Below are 24,055 nucleotides of genomic sequence, written 5' to 3'. Positions count from 1 at the left end.
GCCGTTACTCCTCGCTCACCAGGATCACCTCAAGAGTGCGCGGGCCGTGCACTCCTTCGACCCGGTCGAGCTCGATGTCGCTGGTCGCGGAGGGGCCCGAGATCCAGGTGAGGGGGCGTGCCGGATCGAGCCGTTCGAGGGCCTGCGGGACGGACGAGACGACCTGGCCGGGGACATGGACGACGCAGATGTGGTGGTCGGGTACGAGGGTGATGCGGCGGCGGCCCTGGTCCGGGCTGCCGTCGAGCACGATCGTGCCCGTCTCGGCGGCCGCCACGGCGCAGCCCGTGACGACGCTGTCGATCCGGTCGAGTTCGGCAGGGGTGTGCGCCGCGTCGTCGGCGACGCGCGCCACCTCGGTCCCGGCCAGCCAGGCGTCGGGCAGGCCCGGCGGGGTCAGCACGGTCCGGGTGCCCCGCTCGCCGAGCAGGCGCGCCACGGTGTCCGGCAGTTCGCCGCTGGTGCAGCGATGCACGAGCGCCCGGTAGTCCGCCAGGTTCTCGGCGAGCAGCTCCACCGTCTCCTGGACGGTCCGCTCGCCGTGTTCACGTGCGTAGCTCCGGTCGATGTCCGTGTCGTACGTCGTCGGGGGCCCGGCCGGGTCACCGAGGGCCCGCCGCACCCGGCCCAGGATCACGTCCCTGCTGCTCACTTGTCGCCGTCCTTTCCGTTCTTGCCACCATTGGTCCGCTGCCACCAGTCGCGGAACGGCTCCGCGGGCACCTTCGGCAGATCCCGGGTCTGCGTCCACGCGCGGCCGGGTCCCGGCACGGTCCGCGGATGGAAGCGGCGGGTGCGCGAGGCCAGGCGCTGGCCGGTGCCGAGCACGCCCGGGTGGGTGAACGCCCAGCGGGCCGCGCGCATCGCGGCCCGTTCCGCCGCGTGCCCCTTCGCCGGTTTCAGGGTCACCTTCGCGCCGTGCCGGGTCGCCTCGCCGCCCTGGACGACCCGCTCGCGCAGGTGCACAAGCACCTCGGGGATGTCGATGGCGACGGGGCACACCTCGTAGCAGGCGCCGCAGAGCGACGAGGCGTACGGGAGCGAGGCGTCGATCTCGCTTGCGGTGCCCCGGAGTTGAGGGCTGAGGATGGCGCCGATCGGGCCGGGATAGACCGAACCGTAGGCGTGGCCGCCGGCCCGCTCGTACACCGGGCAGACGTTCAGGCACGCCGAGCAGCGGATGCAGCGCAGCGCCTGGCGGCCCACCTCGTCGGCGAGGGTGTCGGTGCGGCCGTTGTCGAGCAGGACCAGGTGGAAGTTGCGGGGGCCGTCGGAGTCGGTCGTGCCGGTCCAGGTCGACGTGTACGGGTTCATGCGCTCCGCCGTCGAGGAGCGCGGCAGCGTCTGGAGGAAGACCTCCAGGTCGCGCCAGGTCGGCACGGTCTTCTCGATCCCGACGACCGAGATGAGCGTCTCGGGCAGGGTCAAGCACATCCGGCCGTTGCCCTCGGACTCGACGACGACGAGGGTGCCGGTCTCGGCGACCATGAAGTTGGCGCCGGAGATGCCGACCTTGGCGCGCAGGAACTTCTCGCGCAGGTGCAGCCGGGCGGCTTCCGCCAGTTCGGCAGGGGTGTCGGTCAGTCCCTCCGGGGCCGGACGGCCCCAACTGCCCATCTCCTTCTCGAAGATGGCGCGGATCTCACCGCGGTTGCGGTGGATCGCCGGAACCAGGATGTGCGAGGGGCGGTCCTTGCCGAGCTGCACGATGAGCTCGGCGAGGTCGGTCTCGTACGCGGCGATCCCGGCCTCTTCGAGGGCCTCGTTGAGGCCGATCTCCTGCGTGGCCATCGACTTGACCTTGACGACCTCCGACTCGCCCGTCTCCTTCACGAGCCGGGTCACGATCCGGTTGGCCTCGTCCGCGTCGGCGGCCCAGTGGACGGTGCCGCCCGCGGCGGTCACCGACTCCTCCAACTGGACCAGGTAGTGGTCGAGATGGTGGAGCGTGTGGTCCTTGATCTGCTTGCCCGCCTCGCGCAGCAGCGCCCAGTCGTCGAGCTCGGCGACCGCGCGGGCGCGCTTGTCGCGGATGGTGTGCGTGGCGTGCTTGAGGTTGGCGCGCAGCGTCGTGTTCCGTACGGCGTCGTGCGCGGCCTTCGGGAAGGCGGGCATGCCTACGAACGTGCCGCTCATGACAGGGGCTCCTCTTCGGTGCTCGCCAGGATCTCCGCGATGTGGACGGGCCGCAGCGCCGTGTGCAGGCGGCTCATCGTGCCGCCGATGTGCATCAGGCACGAGTTGTCGGCGGCGCACAGCACGTCCGCGCCCGTCGACTCGGCGTTGCGCACCTTGTCGGCGCCCATCGCTGCCGAGACGTCGGAGTTCTTCACGGCGAACGTGCCGCCGAAGCCGCAGCACTCCGCCGCACCCGGCAGCTCCACCAGTTCAAGTCCCTTGACCGCACGGAGGAGTTGGGTGGGCCGGTCGCCGAGACCGAGGGAGCGCAGGCCGTGGCAGGTCGGGTGGTACGTCACCTTGTGCGGGTAGTACGCGCCGACGTCCGTGACGCCGAGGACGTCCACCAGGAACTCCGTGAGCTCGTACGTCTTCGGGACGACCGGCGCGAGTGTCGTCGCGAGTCCGTCGCCGCGGCCCTCCGCGCGGGCCCGCTCACCCATCCGCGGGTACAGCTCGCGTACCATCGCCGCGCACGAACCGGACGGCGTGATGATCGCGTCGTACGCGCCCGAGCCGATACCCGACCCGAAGACATCGGAGAAGTGGCGGGCGAGAGGTTCGGCCTCGTGCCGGTAACCGGTGTTGTAGTGGGCCTGACCGCAGCAGGTCTGGGCGGCCGGGAAGTCCACTTCCACGCCCAGTCTGGTCAGCAGTTTCACCACGGCACGGCCCGTGTCCGGGTAGAGCGTGTCGTTGACACACGTCAGGAAGAGCGCGACACGCATCGTGGCCCCTTCGGCTCGGTTGATTCGGCTCGGTCATCGGATGGGTGCAGGGTACGTCGTGAGCGGTTCCCGGTCACGAGCCGGCGACACGGGCCTCGGCCGCCGCCCACCCGGAGCGGTCGCCGCGGGGCGTGTAACGCGTCAGCCGCTGGGTGTCGGCGACCAGTCGGCGCATCGCCGCGCGGTCGCCGAGGACGCCGTCGGCGCGCGCCTGGACGAGGACGTTGCCCAGCGCGGCGGCCTCCGCGGGGCCCGCCACCACAGGCAGCCCGCAGGCGTCCGCGGTCAGTTGGCAGAGCAGCGCGTTGCGGGCGCCACCGCCGACGATGTGCACGACGTCGACCGGGCGATCGGCCAGCCGGGCCGCCTCCGTGACGGCCCGGCAGTGTGCGAGAGCGAGCGAGTCGAGGATGCAGCGGGTCGTCTCGGCGCGGGTGCGGGGCTCGGGCTGACCGGTCACGCGGCAGGCCGCGGCGATCCGGTCCGGCATGGAGCCGGGGGCGAGGAACGCGGCGTCGCCCGCGTCGATGACCGAGCGCAGTCCGGTGGCGTGCCCGGCCGCGCCGAGAAGCTCCGACAAGTCCGGCTCGTCCCAGGTTCGTTGGCACTCCTGGAGCAGCCACAGGCCCATGATGTTGCGCAGGTAGCGGACCGTGCCGTCGATGCCGAGTTCGTTCGTGAAGTTCGCGGCGCGGCTCGCCTCGGTCAGGACAGGGGCGTCGAGTTCGAGGCCCGCCAGGGACCAGGTGCCGGTGCAGATGTACGCGAAGTTCTCGCCGCCGGTGGCCGGGACCGCGGCGACGGCCGACGCGGTGTCGTGCGAGGCCACGGTCGTCACCGGGACGGGGCCGGTGAGGCCCGTCTCGTCCAGGATGTGGGGGAGGAGCTCGCCGGCCCGGTCGCCGGGGTGGCGCAGCGGCGGGAACAGAGTCAGGTCGATGCCGGCGCGGGCCGCGATGTCCTGTGCCCAGTCGCGCGTGCGGGGGTCGATGAGCTGGGTGGTGGAGGCGTTGGTCAGCTCGGTGCCCCGCTGTCCCGTGAGCCAGTACGTGAGGAGGTCCGGGATGAGCAAAGCGTGTCGCGCCGCTTGGAGTTGGGCTGTTTCGCGGGCTGCCGTGAGTTGGTACAAGGTGTTGAACGGGGCGTACTGGAGGCCTGTCGTGGCGTACAGCTCGGCCGGGGGCACGCTTGCCCAGATCTTCTCGGCGGTGTGCTCCGTGCGGGTGTCCCGGTAATGGAACGGGTTGCCCAGGAGGGCGCCGTCCGCGTCGAGGAGGCCGTAGTCGACGGCCCAGCTGTCGATGCCGACGGAGCGGACCTGGCCCGCCTTGCGCAGTCCGTCCAGGATGCCCGCGTAGAGGCTGAGGATGTCCCAGTGGAGGGCGGGTCCTGTGCGGACCGGTCTGTTCGGGAAACGGTGCGCTTCGGTGAGGTTCAGGGTGTTCGGGGTGACCTGGGCCGTGATGACTCGGCCGCTCGACGCGCCCAGGTCTATCGCGGCGTAGGGGGTGGTGGTCATCGGGGCTCCGTGCGGTGAGTCGGTCGTGTGCGCGTCGTGGACGGCTGGTCGCGCGGTTCCCCGCGCCCCTGGCGGGGCGCGGCCGGGCGGTGGGTGCGGGGGCGTCGTGGTTGCTCGCTCGATTCCCCGCGCCCCCGGCGGGGCGCCGGTTGCCCGGCGCCCCCTTTTCAGGTCACCGCAGGAACGCCGCCGCGACCCCCGCGTCCACCGGGACGTGCAAGCCCGTCGTGTGCGTCAACTCCCCGCCGGTCAGGGCGAACACCGCGTTGGCCACGTGTTCCGGGAGGACCTCGCGCTTGAGGAGGGTGCGCTGGGCGTAGAACTCGCCCAGCTTCTCCTCCTCGATGCCGTACGTCGCCGCGCGCTGCGCGCCCCAGCCGCCCGCGAAGATGCCGGAGCCGCGCACGACGCCGTCCGGGTTGACGCCGTTGACGCGGATGCCGTCAGCGCCCAACTCGGCTGCGAGGAGCCGTACTTGATGGGCCTGGTCGGCCTTGGTGGCCGAGTAGGCGACGTTGTTGGGCCCGGCGAACACGGCGTTCTTGGACGCGATATAGACGATGTCGCCGCCCATGCCCTGCTGCCGCATGACGCGGGCCGCCTCGCGGGAGACGAGGAAGGAGCCGCGGGCCATGATGGAGTGCTGGAGGTCCCAGTCCCTGGCCGTCGTCTCCAGGAGCGGCTTGGAGATGGAGATGCCGGCGTTGTTGACGACCAGGTCGATCCCGCCGAAGGCGAGGGCCGCCGCGCGGAACGCCTCGGCGATCTGCTCCTCCGACGTGACGTCCACCTCGACCGCCACGGCCTTGTCCGGGCCGCCCAGTTCCGCGGCGACCGCGGCCGCGCCCTCGGCGTTGAGGTCGGCGACGACGACACAGGCGCCCTCGGCGGCGAGCCGGTGCGCGATGGCCTTGCCGATACCGCTGCCCGCGCCTGTCACGAGGGCCACGCGCGTGGCGAGGGCCTTGGGCTTCGGCATCCGCTGGAGTTTGGCCTCTTCGAGGGACCAGTACTCGATACGGAACTTCTCGGACTCCTCGATGGGCGCGTACGTGGAGACCGCCTCGGCGCCCCGCATCACGTTGATCGCGTTCAGGTAGAACTCGCCCGCGACGCGCGCCGTCTGCTTGTCCTTGCCGAAGCTGAACATGCCGACGCCGGGGACGAGCACGATGGCGGGGTCCGCGCCGCGCATCGCGGGCGAGTCGGGCGTGGCATGCCGCGCGTAATAGGCGGCGTACTCCTCGCGGTACTCGGCGTGCAGTTCCCTCAACCGGCCCGTCACGGTGTCGAGTTCGGCCGACGGTGGCAGGTCGAGGACGAGCGGGCGCACCTTGGTGCGCAGGAAGTGGTCGGGGCAGGAGGTGCCGAGCGCGGCGAGGCGCGGGTGCTCGGCGCTCGCCAGGAAGTCGAGGACGGTCTCCGAGTCGTCGAAGTGCCCGACCTGGGGGCGGTCGCCGGAGGCCAACCCGCGGACGAGCGGTGCGAGTTCGGCAGCCCGTGCCCGGCGCTCGGCCGCGCCGAGGGCCGCGTATCCCTCGATGGCCGGACCGAACGGCTCGGGCTTGCCGCGCTCGGCGAGGAACGTCTCCGCGGTGCGGATGATGAACAGCGAGTTCGCCTCGCACTCCTCGGCGGTGTCGCCCCACGCGGTGATGCCGTGCCCGCCGAGCACACAGCCGATGGCCTCGGGGTGCGCGGCCTTGAGCGCGGCGATGTCCAGGCCGAGCTGGAAGCCGGGGCGCCGCCACGGCACCCATGCCACCTTCTCGCCGAAGCATTCGGCGGTCAGCTTCTCGCCGTCGGCCGCACAGGCCAGGGCGATACCGGAGTCCGGGTGCAGGTGGTCGACGTGGGCGGCGTCCACCAGGCCGTGCATGGCGGTGTCGATGGACGGCGCGGCGCCGCCCTTGCCGTGCAGGCAGTAGTCGAACGCGGCGACCATCTCGTCCTCGCGCTCCACCCCCGGGTACACCTCGGTGAGCGCCCGCAGGCGGTCCAGACGCAACGCGGCGAGGCCGGCCGCGGTGAGGGTGCCCAGGTCGCCGCCGGAGCCCTTGACCCACATCAACTCGACGTCCGTGCCGGTCACCGGATCGGTGTCGGTGCCCTTGGCGGAGGTGTTGCCGCCGGCGTAGTTGGTGTTGCGGGGGTCGGAGCCCAGGCGGTTCGAGCGCTCCAAAAGCGCGGCGACTTCGGGAGGGGTGGCGGAGGACATTGCGGGTTCCTTCGATAGGGAGGCGGGAGGGGGCGGGGCCGCGGGTGGGGCGCTCACACCCGCGACGACAAGCGGACGGTGGGCGCGCTCACGCCCCCCAGCCGGCCTGCTCGCCGCCCACCCGCTCGGCCACGATCCGCTCCTGCCACCCACTGGCGTGGTACGCGGCGACGGGGTCGGGGTTCAGGCCCTGCTCCTCGCGCAGTTCGCGCAGCAGCGGGCGTACATCGGTGTTGTAGGCGTCCATCAGAGCGGCGTTGGCCGTGAGGACGTCGCCCTCGCGCTGGGCCGTGGCCAGGGCGTCGCGGTCGACGAGGAGGGCCTTGGCGGTGGCCTCCTGCACGTTCATCACGGAGCGGATGACCGCGGGGATCTTCGCCTCGATGTTGTGGCACTGGTCGAGCATGAACGCCACGTTCGTCTCCGCGTCGAAGCCGCCGTTCTTGGCGACCTCGTGCAGGATGCGGAAGAGCTGGAAGGGGTCGGCGGAGCCCACCATCAGGTCGTCGTCCGCGTAGAAACGGGAGTTGAAGTCGAAGCCGCCGAGCCTCCCCTCGCGCAGCAGCAGCGCGACGATGAACTCGATGTTGGTGCCCGGTGCGTGATGCCCGGTGTCCACCACGACCTGGGCCCGCTCGCCGAGCTTGAGGCACTGCAGGTACGAGGTGCCCCAGTCCGGCACGTCCGTCGTGTAGAAGGCGGGCTCGAAGAGCTTGTACTCGAGGAGCAGCCGCTGGTCGTCGCCGAGCCGCTCGTACACCGCCGCGAGGGATTCGGCGAGGCGGTCCTGGCGGGCCACGATGTCGTCCTGGCCGGGGTAGTTGGTGCCGTCGGCGAGCCACAGCTTCAGGTCCTTGGACCCGGTGGCGTCCATGATGTCGACGCATTCCAGGAGGTGGCCGACGGCCTTGCGGCGCACCTTCGGGTCCGGGTGGCAGACGCTGCCGAGCTTGAAGTCGTCGTCCTGGAAGGTGTTGGAGTTGACGGTGCCGAGCTCGACGCCGCGCTCCTTCGCGTAGGCGGCGAGCGCCGCGTAGTCGTCGACGGTGTCCCACGGGATGTGCAGCGCCACCTTGGGCGCGACACCGGTGAACTCGTGCACCTTCGCCGCGTCGTCGAGCTTCTCCTGGGGCGTGCGGGGCACGCCGGCCTGGGCGAACACCTTGAACCGGGTGCCGGAGTTGCCGTAACCCCAGGACGGCGTCTCGATCCGCTGATCGGCGAGTGCGGCCTTGACGGCAGCGATGTCAGGCATGTCCACCTCTGAGTGCGTGAATCGATTCACTTCGCTGGGGAAGTTAACCCCGGGCGATCCGGCAGTCAAGGGGTCCGGCGGCGCCCGGTGTGCGGCCAAGTGCGTTACGCAATCGTGCTGTTCCGGGATTCCCGGCGGTCTTCCCAGCCTTTTCCTCGCAGTTCACGCGAGTGCGGGGGTGGGTGAAGCGGGCAATTCACCGCAGCCGGGTGGATCGGGTCCACTCCGGCCCCTTGACCTGTCAGGAGCGACGGAGCTAGCTTCCGGGCAACTTCACTGAAACATTTCACCGCCGGTGATCCACCCGGCGCTCTCAGCCACTCCCGTGCGCCCGGCACGGCCAGGCCCACTCATGCACACTCACGGAGACATGCAATGACGCATCCTGAACCGGAGACCACTCCGGTGCTCGCGCTGGAGGGGGTGAGCAAGTCCTTCGGCGCGGTGCGCGCCCTGCGCGGCGTCAGCCTGCGCCTGTACCCCGGAGAGGCGCACGCCCTCGCCGGGGAGAACGGCGCCGGCAAGTCGACCCTGATCAAGGCCCTCGCCGGGGTGCACAGGCCCGACACCGGCACGGTCCTGCTCGACGGCGCCCCGGTGGAGTTCCACGGCCCCGCCGACGCCCGGGACGCCGGCGTCGCCGTCATCTACCAGGAGCCCACGCTCTTCCCCGACCTGTCGATCGCCGAGAACATCTTCATGGGCCGCCAGCCGCGCCGCTCGCTCGGCCGCGTCGACCACCGCGCGGTCAAGGAGGCCACGACGGCGCTGTTCAAGCGGCTCGGTGTCGCGCTCGACCCGGACCAGCCCGCGCGCGGCCTGTCCATCGCCGACCAGCAGCTCGTCGAGATCGCCAAGGCCCTCTCCTTCGACGCCCGCGTCCTGATCATGGACGAGCCGACCGCAGCGCTCACCGGCAGCGAGGTGGCCCGCCTGTTCGGCGTCGTCAGGACGCTGCGCGAGCAGGGCGCCGCCGTGCTGTTCATCTCGCACCGCCTGGAGGAGATCTTCGGCCTGTGCCAGCGCGTCACGACGCTGCGCGACGGCGCATGGGTGGCCAGCGAACCCCTCGACGACCTGACCGAGGACGACCTCGTGCGCCGCATGGTCGGCCGCGACCTCGACGAGCTCTACCCCAAGCAGGACACCGAGATCGGTGAAGTGGCGCTCAGCGTCCGCCGGTTGACCCGCGAGGGCGTCTTCACCGACATCTCCTTCGAGGTGCGGCGCGGCGAGATCGTCGGCCTCGCGGGGCTCGTAGGAGCCGGCCGCAGCGAGGTGGCCCGAGCCGTGTTCGGCGTCGACCGCTTCGACGGCGGCGCCGTCGAGGTGCTCGGCCAGAAGCTCAAGCCCGGCGCCCCGAGCCTCGCGATGCACGCCGGGCTCGCGCTCGTCCCCGAGGACCGCCGCGCCCAGGGCCTGGTGATGGACATGTCCATCGAGCGCAACATCGGCCTGACCGGCTTCGCCGGCACCAGCCGCGCCGGACTGATGAACCGCAAGGCCGAGCGCAGCCGCTCCCTCGACTGGTCCGTCAAGCTCCAGGTGAAGTACGCGCGCCTCGCCGACGTCGTCGGCACCCTGTCCGGCGGCAACCAGCAGAAGGTCGTCCTCGCCAAGTGGCTCGCCACCGGGCCGCAGGTCCTCATCGTCGACGAGCCGACGCGCGGCATCGACGTCGGCACCAAGGCCGAGGTGCACCGGCTGCTGTCCTCGCTCGCCGCCGAGGGCGTCGCCGTCCTGATGATCTCCTCCGATCTGCCGGAGATCCTCGGCATGGCCGACCGGGTGCTCGTCATGCACGAAGGCCGCCTCGCGGCGGAATTGACCCGCGCCGAAGCCACCGAGGAAACCGTCATGGCCGCGGCTACGGGGAGGGCTGCCTGATGTCCGCCTATTCGCCGTTGTTTGTTGCTCGTTCGTGGGCGGGCGCGCGTGCGTCGTGGTTGCTCGCGCCGTTCCCCGCGCCCCTGAGGGAGCTGGACGTAACGTGACCGTGACCGCTCCACCCGTACGGGAAGACACCGTCCCCGAGCCCACCGCCGGGCGCCGCCTCATCGACAAGGTCTTCAAGGCGCGCGAACTGGCCGTCGCCGGTGTGCTCGTCCTGATGCTGCTCGCCACCCAGGTCTCCAACTCCGAGTTCCTGTCCGAGCAGGGCGTCAAGGATCTCCTCCTCAACGCCACCATCCTGGTCCTCGTCGCCACCGGCCAGGCCGTCGTCGTCATCACCCGCAACGTCGATCTGTCCGTCGGCTCCGTGCTCGGCATCTCCGCCTTCGCCGCGGGCGACTACCTCCATGGAGGCGGCAGTTCACTGATCGCCGTGCTCTACGCCGTCGCGATCGGCGCCGTCTTCGGCGTGCTGAACGGGGCGCTCGTCAGCCTCGGCAAGGTCCCCGCCCTCGTCGTCACCCTCGGCACCCTGTACGTGGTGCGTGGCATCGACTCCATCTGGGTCGGCTCGCAGCAGATCGTCGCCGCCGACCTGCCCGACACCTTCGTCGACTTCGGCCACGACGGCCTGTGGATCGTGCCCTACCTCGCGCTCCTCGCCGTCGCCGTCCTGCTCTGCGTCGGCTACTACCTGCGCAGCTACCGCAGCGGCCGCGACATGTACGCGCTCGGCTCCAGCCCCGAGGCCGCCACCCTCGCCGGTGTCCCGGTCCGCAAGCGCATCATGACCGCCTACGTCCTGTGCGGCGCGCTCGCCGGACTCGCCGGGGCCCTCTACCTCGCCCGCTTCGGCAACGTCGACTCCGCCACCGGCAACGGCTACGAACTCACCGTCGTCAGCGCCGTCGTGGTCGGCGGCGTCGCCTTCACCGGAGGCTCGGGCACCGTCTACGGCGCGGCCCTCGGCGCCCTGCTGCTGACCTCCATCAACAGCGTCCTGCCGGCCATCGGCGTCAGCTCCGTCTGGGTCACCGCCATCAACGGCGTCCTGCTGCTGCTCGCCATCGCCGTCGACCGGATCCTGGCCCTGCGGGTCGCCGCAGTGCTGCGCAAGCAGGCCGCACAGATGAGGAGCGCCCGCCATGCCTGACACCCTCAAGGCCGAATCCCTGAAAAACGTCGTGCGCTGGGACACCGCCGTCGGCGCCCTGCTGATCGTGCTGCTGCTCTGCTCGTTCTCGTTCGTCGACAACTTCGGCAACGCGCTCAACATCTCGTTCCTGATCGGCAACACACTGCCGATCGCCCTGATCGCGCTGCCGATGACGATGCTGGTCATCTCCGGCGAGGTGGACCTGTCGGTGGGCTCGACGGCCGGTCTGTCCGGCGCCGTCATGGGCGCGCTGTGGAACAACGGCATGGCGATCGAGACGATCATCCCGCTCTGCCTGCTCCTCGGCGTCGTCTGCGGCCTCGTCAACGGTCTGCTCGTGACCCGCCTCGGCCTGCCCTCGCTCGCCGTCACCATCGGCACCATGGCCGCCTACCGCGGCATCGCCCAGATCGTCCTCGGCTCCGACTCGGTGACCGACTTCCCCACGCAGTACCTGGACTTCGGCGCGGGCCGCTTCGGTGACACGTTCCTGCCGCGTGCGGCGCTGCCGTTCATCGTGCTGCTCGCCATCGCCGTCGTCGTCCTGCACGCCACCCGCGTGGGGCGCTCGCTCTTCGCGATCGGCGCCAGCGAGGAGGCGGCCCGGTTCTCCGGCGTCCGCGTCAAGCGGCTCAAGCTGTCCATGTTCGTGACGACGGGCGTGCTGTCCGCGCTCACCGGGGTGTTCTGGGCGCTGCACTACGCCAGCGCCCGCTACGACAACGCCACCGGGCTCGAACTCTCCGTCATCGCGGCGGTGCTGCTCGGCGGTATCGACTTCGACGGCGGCAAGGGCACCCTCGGCGGCGCCATCGCGGGCGTCTTCCTGCTCGGTTCGCTGCAGAACGTGATGAGCCTGCTGAACGTCTCCGCGCAGTCCCAGATCGTCGTCACCGGCGTCCTCCTGGTGATCTCCGTGCTCGCCCCGCGCGTCGGCCGCCAGGTCGCTCAGTCCAGGGCCCGCCGCAGAACAGCCGCTGCCCCGCCACCGACACCGGCCACCTCGTAACACGCCCGCGCCCTCAGCTCCGTACAGCCCACCACCCGTAAGGAACCGCCATGTCCCGGACCCTTTCCCCTTCTGTGACCGCCAGAACCCGTCGGCTCTCCGCCGCGCTCGCCGTCACCACGGCCCTCGTCCTCGGTGTCACCGCCTGCGGTGGCACCACCAAGGACGACGCCGACAAGGGGGCGGCCAAGTCCAACGCCGCCGGCAAGGCCGACCCGAACGCTGCCACCAAGAAGGGCCTCACGGTCGCCTTCCTGCCCAAGCAGGTCAACAACCCGTACTTCACCACGTCCGACAAGGGCGGCAAGAAGGCGGTCGAGGAGCTCGGCTCGACATACAAGGAGGTCGGTACCAGCAGCGGCACCGACACCTCGGGACAGGTCTCCTACGTCAACACCCTCACCCAGCAGCAGGCCGACGCCATCGCCGTGTCCGCGCAGGACCCGGGCGCCCTGTGCACGGCACTCAAGCAGGCCATGAAGAACGGCGTCAGCGTCGTCACGTACGACTCCGACACCAAGGTCGACTGCCGCAACATCTTCGTCTCGCAGGCCAGCGCCGAGGACCTCGGCCGCACGCAGGTCCAGCAGATGGCCAAACAGATCGGCAACAAGGGCGAGATCGCGATCCTCTCGGCGGCCCAGACGGCCACCAACCAGAACACGTGGATCGACTACATGAAGGACGAGCTGGAGAAGCCCGAGTACAAGGACATCAAGCTCGTCACGACCGCCTACGGTGACGACGACGCCCAGAAGTCGTTCCAGCAGACGCAAGGGCTCCTCCAGGAGCACCCGAAGCTGAAGGGGATCATCTCCCCGACCACCGTCGGCATCAAGGCCGCCGCCCAGTACCTGTCGGGCTCGAAGTACAAGGGCAAGGTCAAGCTGACCGGCCTCGGCACCCCGAACGACATGCGCGCCTACGTCAAGAACGGCACCGTCGACGCGTTCGAGCTGTGGGACCCGGCCAAGCTGGGCGCGCTCGCCGCCCACACCGCCGTCGCCCTGGAGTCCGGCCGGATCACCGGCAAGGAAGGCGAGCAGTACAAGGCCGGTGACCTGGGCGAGTTCACCATCGGCAAGGACGGCGTCGTCTCCCTCGGCAAGCCGACCGTCTTCGACAAGAACAACATCGACCAGTTCAAGTTCTGATCCAGGTTCTGAGGAGTGTCGATGCAGCGCGTCTGTTTTCTGCTCAAGGTCAAGGCCGACCGGATCGACGAGTACCGCGTCCGCCACGAGGACGTGTGGCAGGAGATGCGGGAGGCACTGACCGCCACCGGCTGGCACAACTACTCCCTCTTTCTGAGGGACGACGGGCTCCTCGTCGGCTACCTGGAGACGGAGGACTTCGACAAGGCCCGCGCCGCCATGGACGCCACCGAGGTGAACGCCCGGTGGCAGGCCGAAATGGGCGCGTTCTTCGAGGAGTTGGACGGGCAGGACCCGGACGCCGCGATGCGCCCGCTCACCGAGGTATTCCACCTTGCGTGAGCGTGCGTCGGTCGGCATCAAGGACGTGGCCCACGAAGCGGGAGTCTCCGTGGGCACCGTCTCCAACGTCCTCAACCAGCCCCACCGCGTCTCCGAACCGACCCGGCGCCACGTCCAGCAGGTCATCGCACGGCTCGGCTACGTGCGCAGCGAGTACGCCCGTCAACTGCGGGCCGGGCACAGCCGGATCATGGCGCTGCTCGTCCTGGACATGGGCAACCCGTTCTTCGTGGACGTCGCGCGCGGCGCCGAGCGTGCCGCGCGCGACGCGGGGCTCGGCGTCATGGTGTGCAACAGCGCCCAGAACCCGTCGGAGGAGGCCGAGTACTTGTCGCTCTTCGCCGAACAGCGGGTGCGCGGCGCCCTGATCACCCCGGCCGACCCGAGCGGCGCGACCCTGCGCGACTTCCGCCGCCACGGCATCCCGTACGTGCTCGTGGACCGGGTCGCCGGGGCCAACGAGGACGGCGCGGGGTGTTCGGTCTCCGTCGACGACGTGTCGGGCGGCGCGCTCGCCGTCCGGCACCTCGTCGCCGGGGGCCATCGCTCCCTCGCCTTCGTCAGCGGCCAGGCGCACCTCAAACAGGTGCAGGACCGCAGAGAGGGGGCCCTGAAGGCGCTCGCCGAGGCGGGCCTGCCCGAGGACCTGCTGCGCGAACTGCCCACCGAGCGGCTCGACGTGGCCGCGGGCCGCGACGCGGGCGCCCGCCTCCTCGGCCTGGCGCAGCGCCCCACAGCGGTCTTCTGCGCCAACGACCTGCTCGCCCTGGGCGTTCTGCAGGCCCTGTACGCGGCCGGGGTCAAGGTCCCCGAGGACATCTCCATCGTCGGCTACGACGACATCGAGTTCGCGGCGGCCGCCACGGTCCCGCTCACCTCGGTGCGCCAGCCCGCGCTGACTCTGGGCGCCATCGCGGCGGAGCTGCTGCTGCAGGAGACGGGCGAGCGTGCCGCCGACCACCGGCACCAACATGTCGTGCTGCGACCGGAGTTGGTGGTGCGGGGCTCCAGCAGGGGAATCGGCTGACCTCTGCGCCGCCGTTGTCTCAGCCGCGTACCGTCGTCAGGACCTTGTCCCGCACGGCCCGCATCGTCTCCTCGTCCCGCGCCTCCACGTTGAGCCGCAGCAGCGGCTCCGTGTTGGAGGGGCGGACGTTGAACCACCAGTCGGCCGAGGTGACCGTGAGGCCGTCGAGTTCGTCCAGGGTGATGCCGTCGCGGTCGCCGTACGCGGCCTTGATCGCGGCGAGGCGCCCGGCCTGGTCGGCGACGGTGGAGTTGATCTCGCCGGAGGCGGAGTAGCGCTCGAAGCCGCGGGTCAGCGCGGACAGCGGCGCCTCCTGCGCGCCGAGCGCTGCGAGCACATGCAGAGCCGCCAGCATGCCGGTGTCCGCGTTCCAGAAGTCGCGGAAGTAGTAGTGCGCGGAGTGCTCGCCGCCGAACACGGCGCCGGTGCGGGCCATTTCGGCCTTGATGAAGGAGTGTCCGACCCGCGTACGGACCGGCGTGCCGCCCGCCTCGCGGATCACCTCGGGCACCGTACGCGAGGTGATGAGGTTGTGGATGACGGTGGCGCCCGGGTGCTTGGCGAGTTCGCGTGTGGCGACCAGGGCGGTGATGGCGGACGGGGAGACGGGGTCGCCGTTCTCGTCGACCACGAAGCAGCGGTCCGCGTCACCGTCGAAGGCGAGCCCGAGATCGGCTCCCTCGGCGCGTACTCGCGCTTGCAGGTCCACGAGGTTGGCCGGGTCGAGCGGGTTCGCCTCGTGGTTCGGGAAGGTGCCGTCCAGCTCGAAGTACATCGGTACGAGGTCGAGCGGCAGGCCGTCGAAGACGGTCGGCACGGTGTGCCCGCCCATGCCGTTGCCCGCGTCGACCACGACCTTCAGGGGGCGGATGGCGGTGAGGTCGACGAGGCCGCGCAGGTGCGCCGCGTACTCCTCCAACGTCTCCCGCGCAGTGATGGTTCCCGGCGTCGCGGCCGGCTCGGGGGCGCCCGACTCGCTCCACTCCTCGACGAGTTCACGGATCTCGGCGAGGCCGGTGTCCTGGCCGACCGGCGCCGCGCCCGCCCGGCACATCTTGATGCCGTTGTAGCGCGCAGGGTTGTGCGAGGCGGTGAACATCGCGCCGGGCAGGCCGAGCGCGCCCGAGGCGAAGTAGAGCTGGTCGGTCGAGCAGAGACCGGTCTCGGTGACGTCGGCGCCCTGTGCGGCGGCCCCGCGGGCGAACGCCCGGGCGAGACCGGGGGACGAGGGACGCATGTCATGGCCCGTCACGATCGCGTCGGCCCGCGTGACGCGCACGAACGCGGCCCCGAACAGTTCGGCCGTCGACTCGTCCCACTGGTCGGGAACGACGCCACGCACGTCGTACGCCTTCACGAGCCCGGACAGATCGGTGCGGGAAGTCGGGTCAGAGGTCATCGGCGCGTCCTTCACAAGAGGGGTCGATCAGCCACAGGGCGGTGTCGGGCGGCAGCCGGTCCCCGTCGAGCGGGCCACTCGCCAGCGCCGGGCGGCCCGGCAGCCCGAGCGGTACGGACTCCGCGCCGAGATTGACGACGCAGACCAGCTCGCCGCGCCGGAACGCGAGCACCGGGTCGTCCGGCGCGGAGAGCCAGGCGGGCGGCGCCGTGGGGTCCGGCGCCGGATGCGCGCGGCGCAGGCGCAACGCCTTCCGGTACAGGGCGAGCGTCGACGCCGGGTCCCGCTGCTGCGCGGCGACGGTCAGTGCGGCCCAGCCGTCGGGCTGCGGCAGCCACGTCCCGCCGGGCGCAGCCGTGCTGAACCCGTACGGCGCGTGCTCGCCGGACCAGGGCAGCGGTACCCGGGCGCCGTCGCGGCCGCGCTCGGTGCGGCCCGAGCGTTCCCACAGCGGGTCGAGGATGCGGTCATCGGGAATCTCCGCCTGCGGCAGGCCGAGCTCCTCGCCCTGGTAGAGGTACGCGGATCCGGGCAGCGCCAGCATCAGCAGCGCGGCCGCACGGGCGCGGCGCAGCGAGCCGAGCCGGGTCGCCGGGCGGACCGCGTCATGGCTGGAGAGCAGCCAGGTGACGGCGCTGCCCGGCACGGCGTACGAACCGTCGACGACCGCGCGCAACTCCACCGCGTCCCAAGCTGCCTCCAGAAACGCGAAGTTGAAGGCCTGGTGCATCTCGTCGTGCCTGATGTACCGGCCGAGCCGCGCCGGGTCGAAGACGGCCGACTCGGCGACCATCACCCGGTCCGGCGGCGCCACCGCGCCGGGCGGCGCGGGATGCGTGTCGAGCAGCGCCCGCCACTCGCGGTAGAGCGGGTGCAGCTCCTCCTGGTCGTAGTACGGCATCAGGTGGTTGCGCCACGGGTCGGTGTGCTGTCCGGGGCCCGCGTCCGGCAGCCCCTCCGCCTTGAACAGGGCGTGCGCCACATCGACGCGGAAGCCGTCCACGCCCCGGTCGAGCCAGTGCCGCAGTACGCCGGTGAACGCGTCCCGCACCTTCGGGTTACGCCAGTCGAGGTCCGGCTGTTCGGGGGCATGCAGATGGCAGTACCACTCGCCGTCCGGCACCCGGGTCCAGGCCGGTCCGCCGAACGCCGACTGCCAGTCGTTGGGCGGCAGTTCACCGTCCGCGCCCCGGCCCGGCCGGAACAGGTACATCTGTCGCTCCGCCGAACCGGGGGCCGCCGCGAGCGCGGCCCGGAACCACGGATGCTGGTCGGAGGTGTGGTTCGGCACGAGGTCGGCCAGCAGCTTCAAGCCCAACTCGTGGGCTCGCAGGGTCAGTTCGGTGAAATCCTCAGCGGTGCCGAGATCTCCGGCCACACCTGTGTAGTCGGCGATGTCGTAGCCGCCGTCGGCCAGCGGCGACGGATAGAACGGCGTGATCCACACGGCGTCCGCGCCCAGGTCCTTGATGTGCTCCAGACGCGCGGTCACCCCGGGGAGATCGCCGACCCCGTCGCCGTTCGAGTCCGCGAAGGCGCGCGGGTAGACCTCGTAACAGACCATGTCCCGCCACCAGCTCACGCCGAGACCTCCAGGGAGATGTGGGGCACCGGCTGGGCGACACCTGTGTCGGCGGCGACCGTGGCCGCCTCGGCGACCGCGACGGCGGCGAGCCCGCCGGCGGCGTCCGCCACCGGGGCGGTGCCCTCGCGCACCGCCCGCACCAGATCGGCCATGGCCGCGCGCACGCTCTGCGCGTACACGTACGGCTTGCGGGCCTCGCCGCCCAGGTCGAGGACGGCGCGCACGTGGTGCGGCACCCTGCGTTCCTCGCCGCGTCCGCGGGCCGGCGCGGCGGAACCCGCGTCCCGCTCGACGTGCACGGTGAGGCGCTCCTCACCGTGCGCCCGGAAACCGTCGACGCGCGTCAACTCGTTCAGGGCATGAGGCAGTTGTGCCCAACGGCGGGCCCCGTCGTCGTCCGTCCAGGCCGAGAACTCCGCGTGGACCGGGATCCAGCCGCTGATTCTCGTCTCCGCGAACCCGTGGTCGAGGCGCATGAGTTGACGCTCCGCGCGGTGCGCGTGAGTGAAGGAGTGCAGGTGCGAGGCGAGCACCCCGCCGGGATGGACGACATCCGCGCTCACCATGTCGACCGGGCCGCCGGGGCGGCGCACGGCCGTCGCCCGGACACCGACCGGGTCCGAACCGAGCAGCGCCCGCGCGGCGTCGAAGAAGTGGACGCCGTGCTCGATGAAGATGCCCCCGCTGTGCGCCGGGTCCCAGAACCAGTGGTCGGGGCCCAGATCCTCGTCGGAGGCGTCGTTCTCGAACAGGAAGCGGCGCGCGGGCGCGAGCAGCCCCTGTGCGGTCAGCCGCTCCACGGCCCGCAGCAGCGGGTTGTAGCGCAGCACATGGTCCACGACCAGGACGCGGCCCGAGCGACGCGCCTCGGCGGCGACCGCCGCCGCGTCCCCGGTCGTGGTGGCGAGCGGCTTCTCACAGAAGACGTGGCGCCCCGCACGCAGCGCGGTCAGGGCCATCGCCGCATGGGTGGCGGGCGGCGTGGCGATCAACACGGCTGCCACGTCGTCTCGTTCGAGCAGCTCGTCAAGGGAGGCGAGCGCCGGGACACCGTGCCGCGCGCCGAGCCGGGCCGCCCGGTCGGGCGACGGGTCGGCGACCGCGGCCAGGCGCAGGCCCGGCAGACCGGCCACGGCGTCGAGCACGAACTCCGCGAACCCGCCGCAGCCGACGAGGCCGATGCCGAGCGGTGCGTGGGCGCCGCCGGTCATGCCGTGTGCTCCGTGCGCTCCAGGAGGGCGACGCCGATGTGCGCGTCGGCCATGCCGTAGAAGACGTACAGCTCGCCGTCGATCTTCTCGATCGCGGTCGGGAAGACGACGTTCGGGACGGTGCCCGAGCGCTCCTCCTCGGTCTCCGGCGCCATCAGCGGCTGGTCTGAGCGGGCGATCACCCGTGACGGGTCGGCCGGGTCGAGGATCATCGCGCCCGCCGCGTACGACACCTTCTGGTTCTGCTCCCACGGGTTGTCGATGGTGCCCGAGACGCCGTGGTGGATCAGCAGCCAGCCCTCGGGGACCCGGATCGGGGCAGGGCCGCCGCCGATCTTCAGCTCCTCCCAGGGGAACGCGGAGAGCGCCACGAGCCGGTGATCGCGCGGCCGGGTCAGCGCGCGGATGTCCGCTTCGACCTCGGCGACCGGCACGTACGAGATCCAGATGCCGGGGCGCTCGTCGGTGACACCGGCGGGCAGGTGCACGCCCTCGCCGGGACGGAACCAGCCGAGGTCCCACATCGGGCGGTGCAGCATCGCGTAGGCCATCTCGCCGTCCGGGCCCGGCACGGGCTCGGGGAAGTGGACGACGTCCTTGTTCGGGAAGAGGTTGAGGTCGGTGTCCAGGTCGGCCTGGTACTGGAACTGGATCGGGCCGAGGCGGATCCAGTCGGTCAGGTTCTCGGACACGGCGAGCGCGGGCTTCGGGCCGAGCGGGCCGTAGGCGACGTACGACATCACGTGCGTGCCGAGCGACGGCACCCAGGTGACCCGCGGGTCCTCGACGCCGGCGTTGTTCTTGCCGCGCTCCCAGCCCTCGTCGGGGGAGAGGACGACGCCGCGGCGCTCGACGCCGTTCGGGACGCCCGCCTCGTCGAAGGTGACCTCGGCGAGGCCGACCCGCGAGACGTTGCCCTCCGCGACCAGGCGCGGCAGCAGGTGCAGCGTGCCGTCCGGGGTGCGGCCCGCGGCGGGGTTGAGGACGCCGTCGGCCTCGTTCGCCTCGCCGGCCAGCGGCGACATGACGACGCCCTTGCGGACGAGGCGGTACGGGATTGCGGTGCCTTCGGTGGTGGTGCTCATGGAGAAGTTCAGCCCTTGGTCGCAGAGTCGATGTCGGTCGAGGTGAAGTGGCGCTGGAACAGCAGGAACAGGATCACCGCGGGGACGGCCAGCACGACGGCGCCGGCCAGCAGGGCGCCCGCCGGATTGGCGACCGTGCCCTGGAGGTTGGAGAGGAAGCTGGCGAGGGAGACCGCGAGGGGCTGCATGTCGGCGTTCTTGGTGACGAGGAACGGCCACAGGAACTCGTTCCACGGCCCGATGAAGGTGAGCAGCAGCGCGGTGAGCACCGCGGGCCGGGCCATCGGCAGCGCGATCCGCCACAGGATGCGCAGTTCGCTCGCGCCGTCGATACGGGCCGCCTCGAAGAGGGACACCGGCATCGAGAGGAAGAACTGGCGGAACAGGAACACCGCTGTGGAGTTGATCGCGAACGGCAGGATCATGCCGAGGTAGTTGTCGCCGAGCCCGTAGTCGCGGACGACCAGGACGTACAGCGGCAGCGTGAGGAGTTGGAAGGGGACCATCTGCACCAGCAGCAGCGCGCCGAAGACGGCGCCCTTGCCGCGGAAGCGCAGGACGGCGAGACCGTATCCGGCGAGCACACCGAAGACGAGGGTGCAGACCAGGACGCCGATCGTCATGATCCCCGAGTTGAGGAGCGAACGGCCCAGCGAGATCGCGCCGTTGATGGCGGTGTAGTTGGCGCCGGTCAGGCCGGAGGGGACGGCCGCGGAGAGGTCGCCGGCCGTGGTCCCGCGCAGTGAGCCGACGACCATGTAGTAGAAGGGGAAGAGGAAGGCGAGCGCACCGAGCGAGAGCAGGGTGTACCGCAGGATCTTCCCGCCGAGCGTTCCACGCATGTCAGTTGCCCCTCTCGGAGAGCTTGCGGGCGACGAGCGAGACGACCATGACGAAGGCGATGAGGACCACGCCGAGCGCGGCCGCGAAGTCGGGGTGCCCCTGCTCGATGCCCTTCTGGTACATCAGCAGCACCGGTGAGGTGGAGGCGTGGTCGGGGCCGCCGCCCCCGGTCAGCAGGTAGGGCTCGCTGAACAGGTTGGCGCCGGTGATGATCGCGTAGATCACGACGAGCGTCGTCGCGGGCCGCACGCCGGGCACTGTCACCGAGAAGAACTTCCGGACAGGGCCCGCGCCGTCGACGGAGGCCGCCTCGTACAGCTCGCCCCCGACGTTCTGCAGCGCCGCCAGGTACAGCATCACGAAGAAGCCGAGCTGCTTCCAGGTGACGAACACGGCGATCATCGGCATCGCCAGATGCGAGTTGACCAGCCACGACGGATCGGGCGCGTGCGAGCCGAGCAGTTGGTTGACGAACCCGTCCGAGCCGAACAGGAACTGCCACACGGCGACAAGGGCGACGCTCGCGGTCACGTACGGGAGGTAGAACGCGGCACGGAAGAACGTACGGCCGCGTATTTTCGCGTTCAGCGCGGAGGCCAGCACCAGGGAGACGCCCACCGTGAGCGGCACGTTGATGATCAGGAAGATCGCGATATTGAGGAACGCCTGGCCGACGACGGGGTCCGTGAAGACGTCCCGGTAGTTCGCCAGACCCACCCAGGGCGAGTCGATGTCGGTGCCGGGCGCCGTGAAGTAGAAGCGGTGGAAGGAGATCCACACCGTGTAGACCAGCGGGACGGCGAAGACCACCAGGATGAACAGTACGTACGGCGACACGAACAGCGCGCCGATCCGTGAGCCGGTACGGCCCTTGCGCGGAGCGGGCCGGGTGAGGGAGCTCATGACGGGTCCCCGTATTCGTTGATCAGGCCGGTGATGTCGGACGAGGCGTCCCGCAGCGCCGAGCGGGTCGACTCGCGGCCGAAGACGACCGACTTCGTCCACGCGTCGCGGAAGGTCTGCCAGATGTCGACGGAGCCCGCCACGTTCGGCACCTCCACGACGTGCTCGGCCTGCTCGGCGAAGGCCTTGTACGTCGGCTCCGCCGTGAAGAAGCCGGGATACTTCGACGTCAGGTCGGTGCGCATCGGCATCTGACCGGTGGCGGTGAGGAAGGCGCCGTCCTGCTGCGCGGAGGTCGCGAACTTCAGCAGGTCCCAGGCCGTGCCCCGGTTCTCGCAGGAGCTGAACATGGAGACGGACTTCTCGTCGCTGAACGAGTACTTTCCCGCGCCGCCGTCGGCGGTCGGCACCGGCGCGACACCGATGTCCACGTTGTTCTTGTACGCGGAGACCGCCCACGGCCCGACCGTGGCCATCGCGGCCTTGCCGTCGTTGAGCGAGTCGCCCGGGTAGGCCTCCTGCGGGGCCAGCTTCTCCTTGTACAACGTCCGCCAGAAATCGGTGACGTGACGTCCCGCGGGCGAGTCGAACTGCGGCTTGCCGTTCTCGATGAGCTGCTTGCCGCCGCTCTGCGCGGCGAACGCCGGGTAGAAGTCGTACCAGGGCTGGAAGAAGTCGCTGCTGGGCGACGGCCAGATCGCGGCCTTCGCGGCGCCGCTGTGCACGAGCGTGCGCGACGTCTGGAGGAACTCCTTGTACGTCGCGAGCTTCGGGTGCTCGGGATCGAGACCGGCCTTCTTGAACAGCTTCTTGTTGTAGAGGATCATCACGGGGTTGCTCTTCCAGGGCAGTTGGTAGAACTTTCCGTCGGCCGACTTGTACTGGCCGGTGAGGGAACCGCCGCGCTTCGTGATGTACGCGTCACCGTCGGGGAAGTCGCTCAGGGAGACGAGCCCGTTCTGCTTCTGAAACGTGGGCACCGCCGCCGGTGAGGTGTTGAAGGCCAGACAAGCGCTGGTCCCGGCGATGATCGAGGCGCTGATCGCCTCCTCGGACGTCTTGCCCGCCGGAATCTGCTGCGCGGTGACGTGCTGGCCGGGATGGTGCTTGTTCCATGCCGCCACCATGGCCTTGCCCCACTGCACTTCCTGCGCGTTGTTGGACAGCCAGACGGTGATCGGGCCGCGCGCGTCCGCGGCGGTGGCCGGATCCGGTGCCGACCGGCCACAGGCTGTCGCCGTGCCCGCGAGCGCGAGTACGAGCAGCGCGTACGCCGTTCTCCTCAACATGATGGATCTCCGAACTGTTCACGCGCGGCCTCGTCGCCGTGCGCAATGGCCGGTCGGCGCGAACGCGACCGGAACGTGGTGTCCCCGCGTCAGCGGCGTGGGGCGGGCCCTATCGAGGCGCGGGGCACGAACTCGGCGGGCGCCAGCTCCACGTGCTCCACCACGCCCTCGGCGATGACCGCGTCCAGGGCGCGGGCCGCCGCCTCGCCCCAGCCGCGGGCGTCCGCACGGGCGGAGGCGAGCGGCGGGTAGGTGTAGCGGGTCAGCGGGGTGTCGTCGTAGCCGACGACGGAGAGCTGGTCCGGCACGCGGACGCCCAGTTCCTGGGCGACCGAGAGCCCGGCCATGGCGGCCAGGTCGTTGCCGTAGACGATCGCGGTCGGCGGTTCGGCGAGGGCGAGGAGTTCCCGGGTGGCGCGGGCGCCGCCCTCGGCGCTGAACCCGCCGGGACGTACGGGCCCTTCGGGCAGTCCGAGCGCGGCCAGCGTCTGTTCCCAGGCCAGTCGGCGCCGCCCCGCGTGCCGCAGTTCCCTGGGGCCCTCGACGTGGGCGATCGCGCGATGCCCCAGGTCGGCGAGGCGCCGGACCGCTGCCGCGTAGGCGGGCTCGTCGTCGAGGCTGACCGCCGTCAGACCGTCCCCCCACTCGGGCCGGCCGACCACGACGGCGGGCAGTCCGAGCTCTTGCAGGAGCGCGGGGCGCGGGTCGTCGCTGCGCAGGTCGGTCAGGAGGACGCCGTCCACCTGCCGCTCCGCCGCCATCCGCTCGTACACGCCGCGCTCCCGCTCGGGCGTGGTGACGTGCACCATGAGCCCGTCGCCGCGCTGCCCGATCACGGTTTCGACACCCGCGATGAACGCGGGGAAGAAGAGGTCCGTGCCGATCTGTTCCGGCTCGCGGGCCAGGACGAGCCCGAAGGCCCCGGCCTTGCCCAGCGACAGGGCCCGCGCCGGACGGCTGGGCGTCCAGCCGAGCTCGGCGGCTGCGGCCATGATCCGGGCCTTGGTCTCCTCGGCGACTCCGGGCCGGTTGTTGAGGGCGAACGACACGGTGGCGCGCGAGACGCCGGCACGCTGTGCGACGTCGGCGATGGTGGGCTTGCGTGCCATGGCGGCGGACTCCCTCTCGACGGGCCGCCGGAGCGGCCCGCGTTCAAACCGGTTTGAATCGCTGAACGGGGCCGACTAAACCGGTTTGAACGAGGAGCCGTCAAGGGTTCTTCAGTTGTGATCCGCGTCACCCCCCGGGGTGGGTGAGGGGC

20 protein-coding genes are annotated in these 24,055 nt (G+C 70.9%); 6 read left to right on the top strand and 14 right to left on the bottom strand.

Features of this window, described 5'->3' with window-relative positions:
- Positions 1-4 precede the first annotated feature (4 nt).
- The 6 genes from ACIREE_RS30310 to rhaI form a co-directional block, all read right to left on the bottom strand.
- A complete protein-coding gene (locus ACIREE_RS30310; RefSeq protein ID WP_404159034.1) occupies positions 5-652 on the bottom strand; it encodes a lactate utilization protein C in 648 nt (215 codons plus the stop codon).
- The gene (locus tag ACIREE_RS30305) at positions 649-2,136 is read right to left on the bottom strand and encodes a LutB/LldF family L-lactate oxidation iron-sulfur protein (protein WP_404159031.1); all 1,488 of its coding nucleotides are present in this window, start codon (positions 2,134-2,136) and stop codon (positions 649-651) included. The genes ACIREE_RS30310 and ACIREE_RS30305 overlap by 4 nt, the downstream gene beginning before the upstream one ends.
- Complete coding sequence (locus ACIREE_RS30300) at positions 2,133-2,906, bottom strand: (Fe-S)-binding protein (RefSeq protein WP_404159028.1); 774 nt, start codon at positions 2,904-2,906, stop codon at positions 2,133-2,135. The genes ACIREE_RS30305 and ACIREE_RS30300 overlap by 4 nt, the downstream gene beginning before the upstream one ends.
- Before the next feature lie 73 nt (positions 2,907-2,979).
- On the bottom strand, positions 2,980-4,425 hold the full coding sequence (locus ACIREE_RS30295; RefSeq protein ID WP_404159025.1) for a rhamnulokinase family protein: 1,446 nt from the start codon (positions 4,423-4,425) through the stop codon (positions 2,980-2,982).
- Between the two features lie 172 nt (positions 4,426-4,597).
- On the bottom strand, positions 4,598-6,643 hold the full coding sequence (locus ACIREE_RS30290; RefSeq protein ID WP_404159022.1) for a bifunctional aldolase/short-chain dehydrogenase: 2,046 nt from the start codon (positions 6,641-6,643) through the stop codon (positions 4,598-4,600).
- 88 nt (positions 6,644-6,731) lie between these two features.
- Positions 6,732-7,898, bottom strand: coding sequence for an L-rhamnose isomerase (rhaI, locus tag ACIREE_RS30285; protein ID WP_404159019.1), 1,167 nt, complete (start codon positions 7,896-7,898; stop codon positions 6,732-6,734).
- Between the two features lie 375 nt (positions 7,899-8,273).
- Here rhaI and ACIREE_RS30280 point away from each other — a divergent pair, with 375 nt between their 5' ends.
- The 6 genes from ACIREE_RS30280 to ACIREE_RS30255 all read left to right on the top strand — a co-directional run bounded on the left by ACIREE_RS30280 (position 8,274) and on the right by ACIREE_RS30255 (position 14,479).
- Entirely contained in the window at positions 8,274-9,785 is a 1,512-nt protein-coding gene (locus ACIREE_RS30280) for a sugar ABC transporter ATP-binding protein (RefSeq protein WP_404159016.1), read from the top strand.
- 103 nt (positions 9,786-9,888) lie between these two features.
- The gene (locus tag ACIREE_RS30275) at positions 9,889-10,944 is read left to right on the top strand and encodes an ABC transporter permease (RefSeq protein WP_404159013.1); all 1,056 of its coding nucleotides are present in this window, start codon (positions 9,889-9,891) and stop codon (positions 10,942-10,944) included.
- Complete coding sequence (locus tag ACIREE_RS30270; RefSeq protein WP_404159010.1) at positions 10,937-11,956, top strand: ABC transporter permease; 1,020 nt, start codon at positions 10,937-10,939, stop codon at positions 11,954-11,956. The genes ACIREE_RS30275 and ACIREE_RS30270 overlap by 8 nt, the downstream gene beginning before the upstream one ends.
- Before the next feature lie 50 nt (positions 11,957-12,006).
- On the top strand, positions 12,007-13,110 hold the full coding sequence (rhaS, locus tag ACIREE_RS30265; protein ID WP_404159007.1) for a rhamnose ABC transporter substrate-binding protein: 1,104 nt from the start codon (positions 12,007-12,009) through the stop codon (positions 13,108-13,110).
- A gap of 21 nt (positions 13,111-13,131) precedes the next feature.
- Positions 13,132-13,452: an L-rhamnose mutarotase gene (locus ACIREE_RS30260; protein WP_404159004.1), complete on the top strand. Its 321-nt coding sequence runs from the start codon at positions 13,132-13,134 to the stop codon at positions 13,450-13,452.
- Entirely contained in the window at positions 13,445-14,479 is a 1,035-nt protein-coding gene (locus ACIREE_RS30255) for a LacI family DNA-binding transcriptional regulator (RefSeq protein ID WP_404159001.1), read from the top strand. The genes ACIREE_RS30260 and ACIREE_RS30255 overlap by 8 nt, the downstream gene beginning before the upstream one ends.
- 19 nt (positions 14,480-14,498) lie before the next feature.
- On the opposite strand, the gene ACIREE_RS30250 is transcribed toward ACIREE_RS30255, so the two are convergent.
- The 8 genes from ACIREE_RS30250 to ACIREE_RS30215 form a co-directional block, all read right to left on the bottom strand.
- Positions 14,499-15,878: a phosphomannomutase/phosphoglucomutase gene (locus ACIREE_RS30250; RefSeq protein WP_404158999.1), complete on the bottom strand. Its 1,380-nt coding sequence runs from the start codon at positions 15,876-15,878 to the stop codon at positions 14,499-14,501.
- Positions 15,868-17,460, bottom strand: coding sequence for a glycoside hydrolase family 13 protein (locus tag ACIREE_RS30245; RefSeq protein ID WP_404158997.1), 1,593 nt, complete (start codon positions 17,458-17,460; stop codon positions 15,868-15,870). Before ACIREE_RS30245 ends, ACIREE_RS30250 begins: the two co-directional genes overlap by 11 nt.
- Positions 17,457-18,674 carry a Gfo/Idh/MocA family protein gene (locus ACIREE_RS30240; protein WP_404158994.1) on the bottom strand — a complete coding sequence of 406 codons (1,218 nt, stop codon included), beginning with the start codon at positions 18,672-18,674 and terminating at the stop codon, positions 17,457-17,459. The genes ACIREE_RS30245 and ACIREE_RS30240 overlap by 4 nt, the downstream gene beginning before the upstream one ends.
- The gene (locus tag ACIREE_RS30235) at positions 18,671-19,759 is read right to left on the bottom strand and encodes a glycosidase (RefSeq protein WP_404158992.1); all 1,089 of its coding nucleotides are present in this window, start codon (positions 19,757-19,759) and stop codon (positions 18,671-18,673) included. The genes ACIREE_RS30240 and ACIREE_RS30235 overlap by 4 nt, the downstream gene beginning before the upstream one ends.
- Before the next feature lie 8 nt (positions 19,760-19,767).
- Positions 19,768-20,601 (bottom strand): carbohydrate ABC transporter permease, encoded by an 834-nt coding sequence (locus ACIREE_RS30230; RefSeq protein ID WP_404158990.1) that lies wholly within the window; start codon positions 20,599-20,601, stop codon positions 19,768-19,770.
- 1 nt (position 20,602) lies between these two features.
- On the bottom strand, positions 20,603-21,505 hold the full coding sequence (locus ACIREE_RS30225; RefSeq protein ID WP_404158988.1) for a carbohydrate ABC transporter permease: 903 nt from the start codon (positions 21,503-21,505) through the stop codon (positions 20,603-20,605).
- The gene (locus ACIREE_RS30220; protein ID WP_404158985.1) at positions 21,502-22,794 is read right to left on the bottom strand and encodes an extracellular solute-binding protein; all 1,293 of its coding nucleotides are present in this window, start codon (positions 22,792-22,794) and stop codon (positions 21,502-21,504) included. Before ACIREE_RS30220 ends, ACIREE_RS30225 begins: the two co-directional genes overlap by 4 nt.
- 89 nt (positions 22,795-22,883) lie before the next feature.
- Positions 22,884-23,903, bottom strand: coding sequence for a LacI family DNA-binding transcriptional regulator (locus ACIREE_RS30215; RefSeq protein WP_404158982.1), 1,020 nt, complete (start codon positions 23,901-23,903; stop codon positions 22,884-22,886).
- Positions 23,904-24,055 lie beyond the last annotated feature (152 nt).

This window comes from Streptomyces sp. NPDC102467, from assembly GCF_044765445.1.
Classification (GTDB): domain Bacteria; phylum Actinomycetota; class Actinomycetes; order Streptomycetales; family Streptomycetaceae; genus Streptomyces.
The sequence above is the reverse complement of the archived record's forward strand: the minus strand, read 5'-3'. Positions and strand labels throughout refer to the sequence as shown.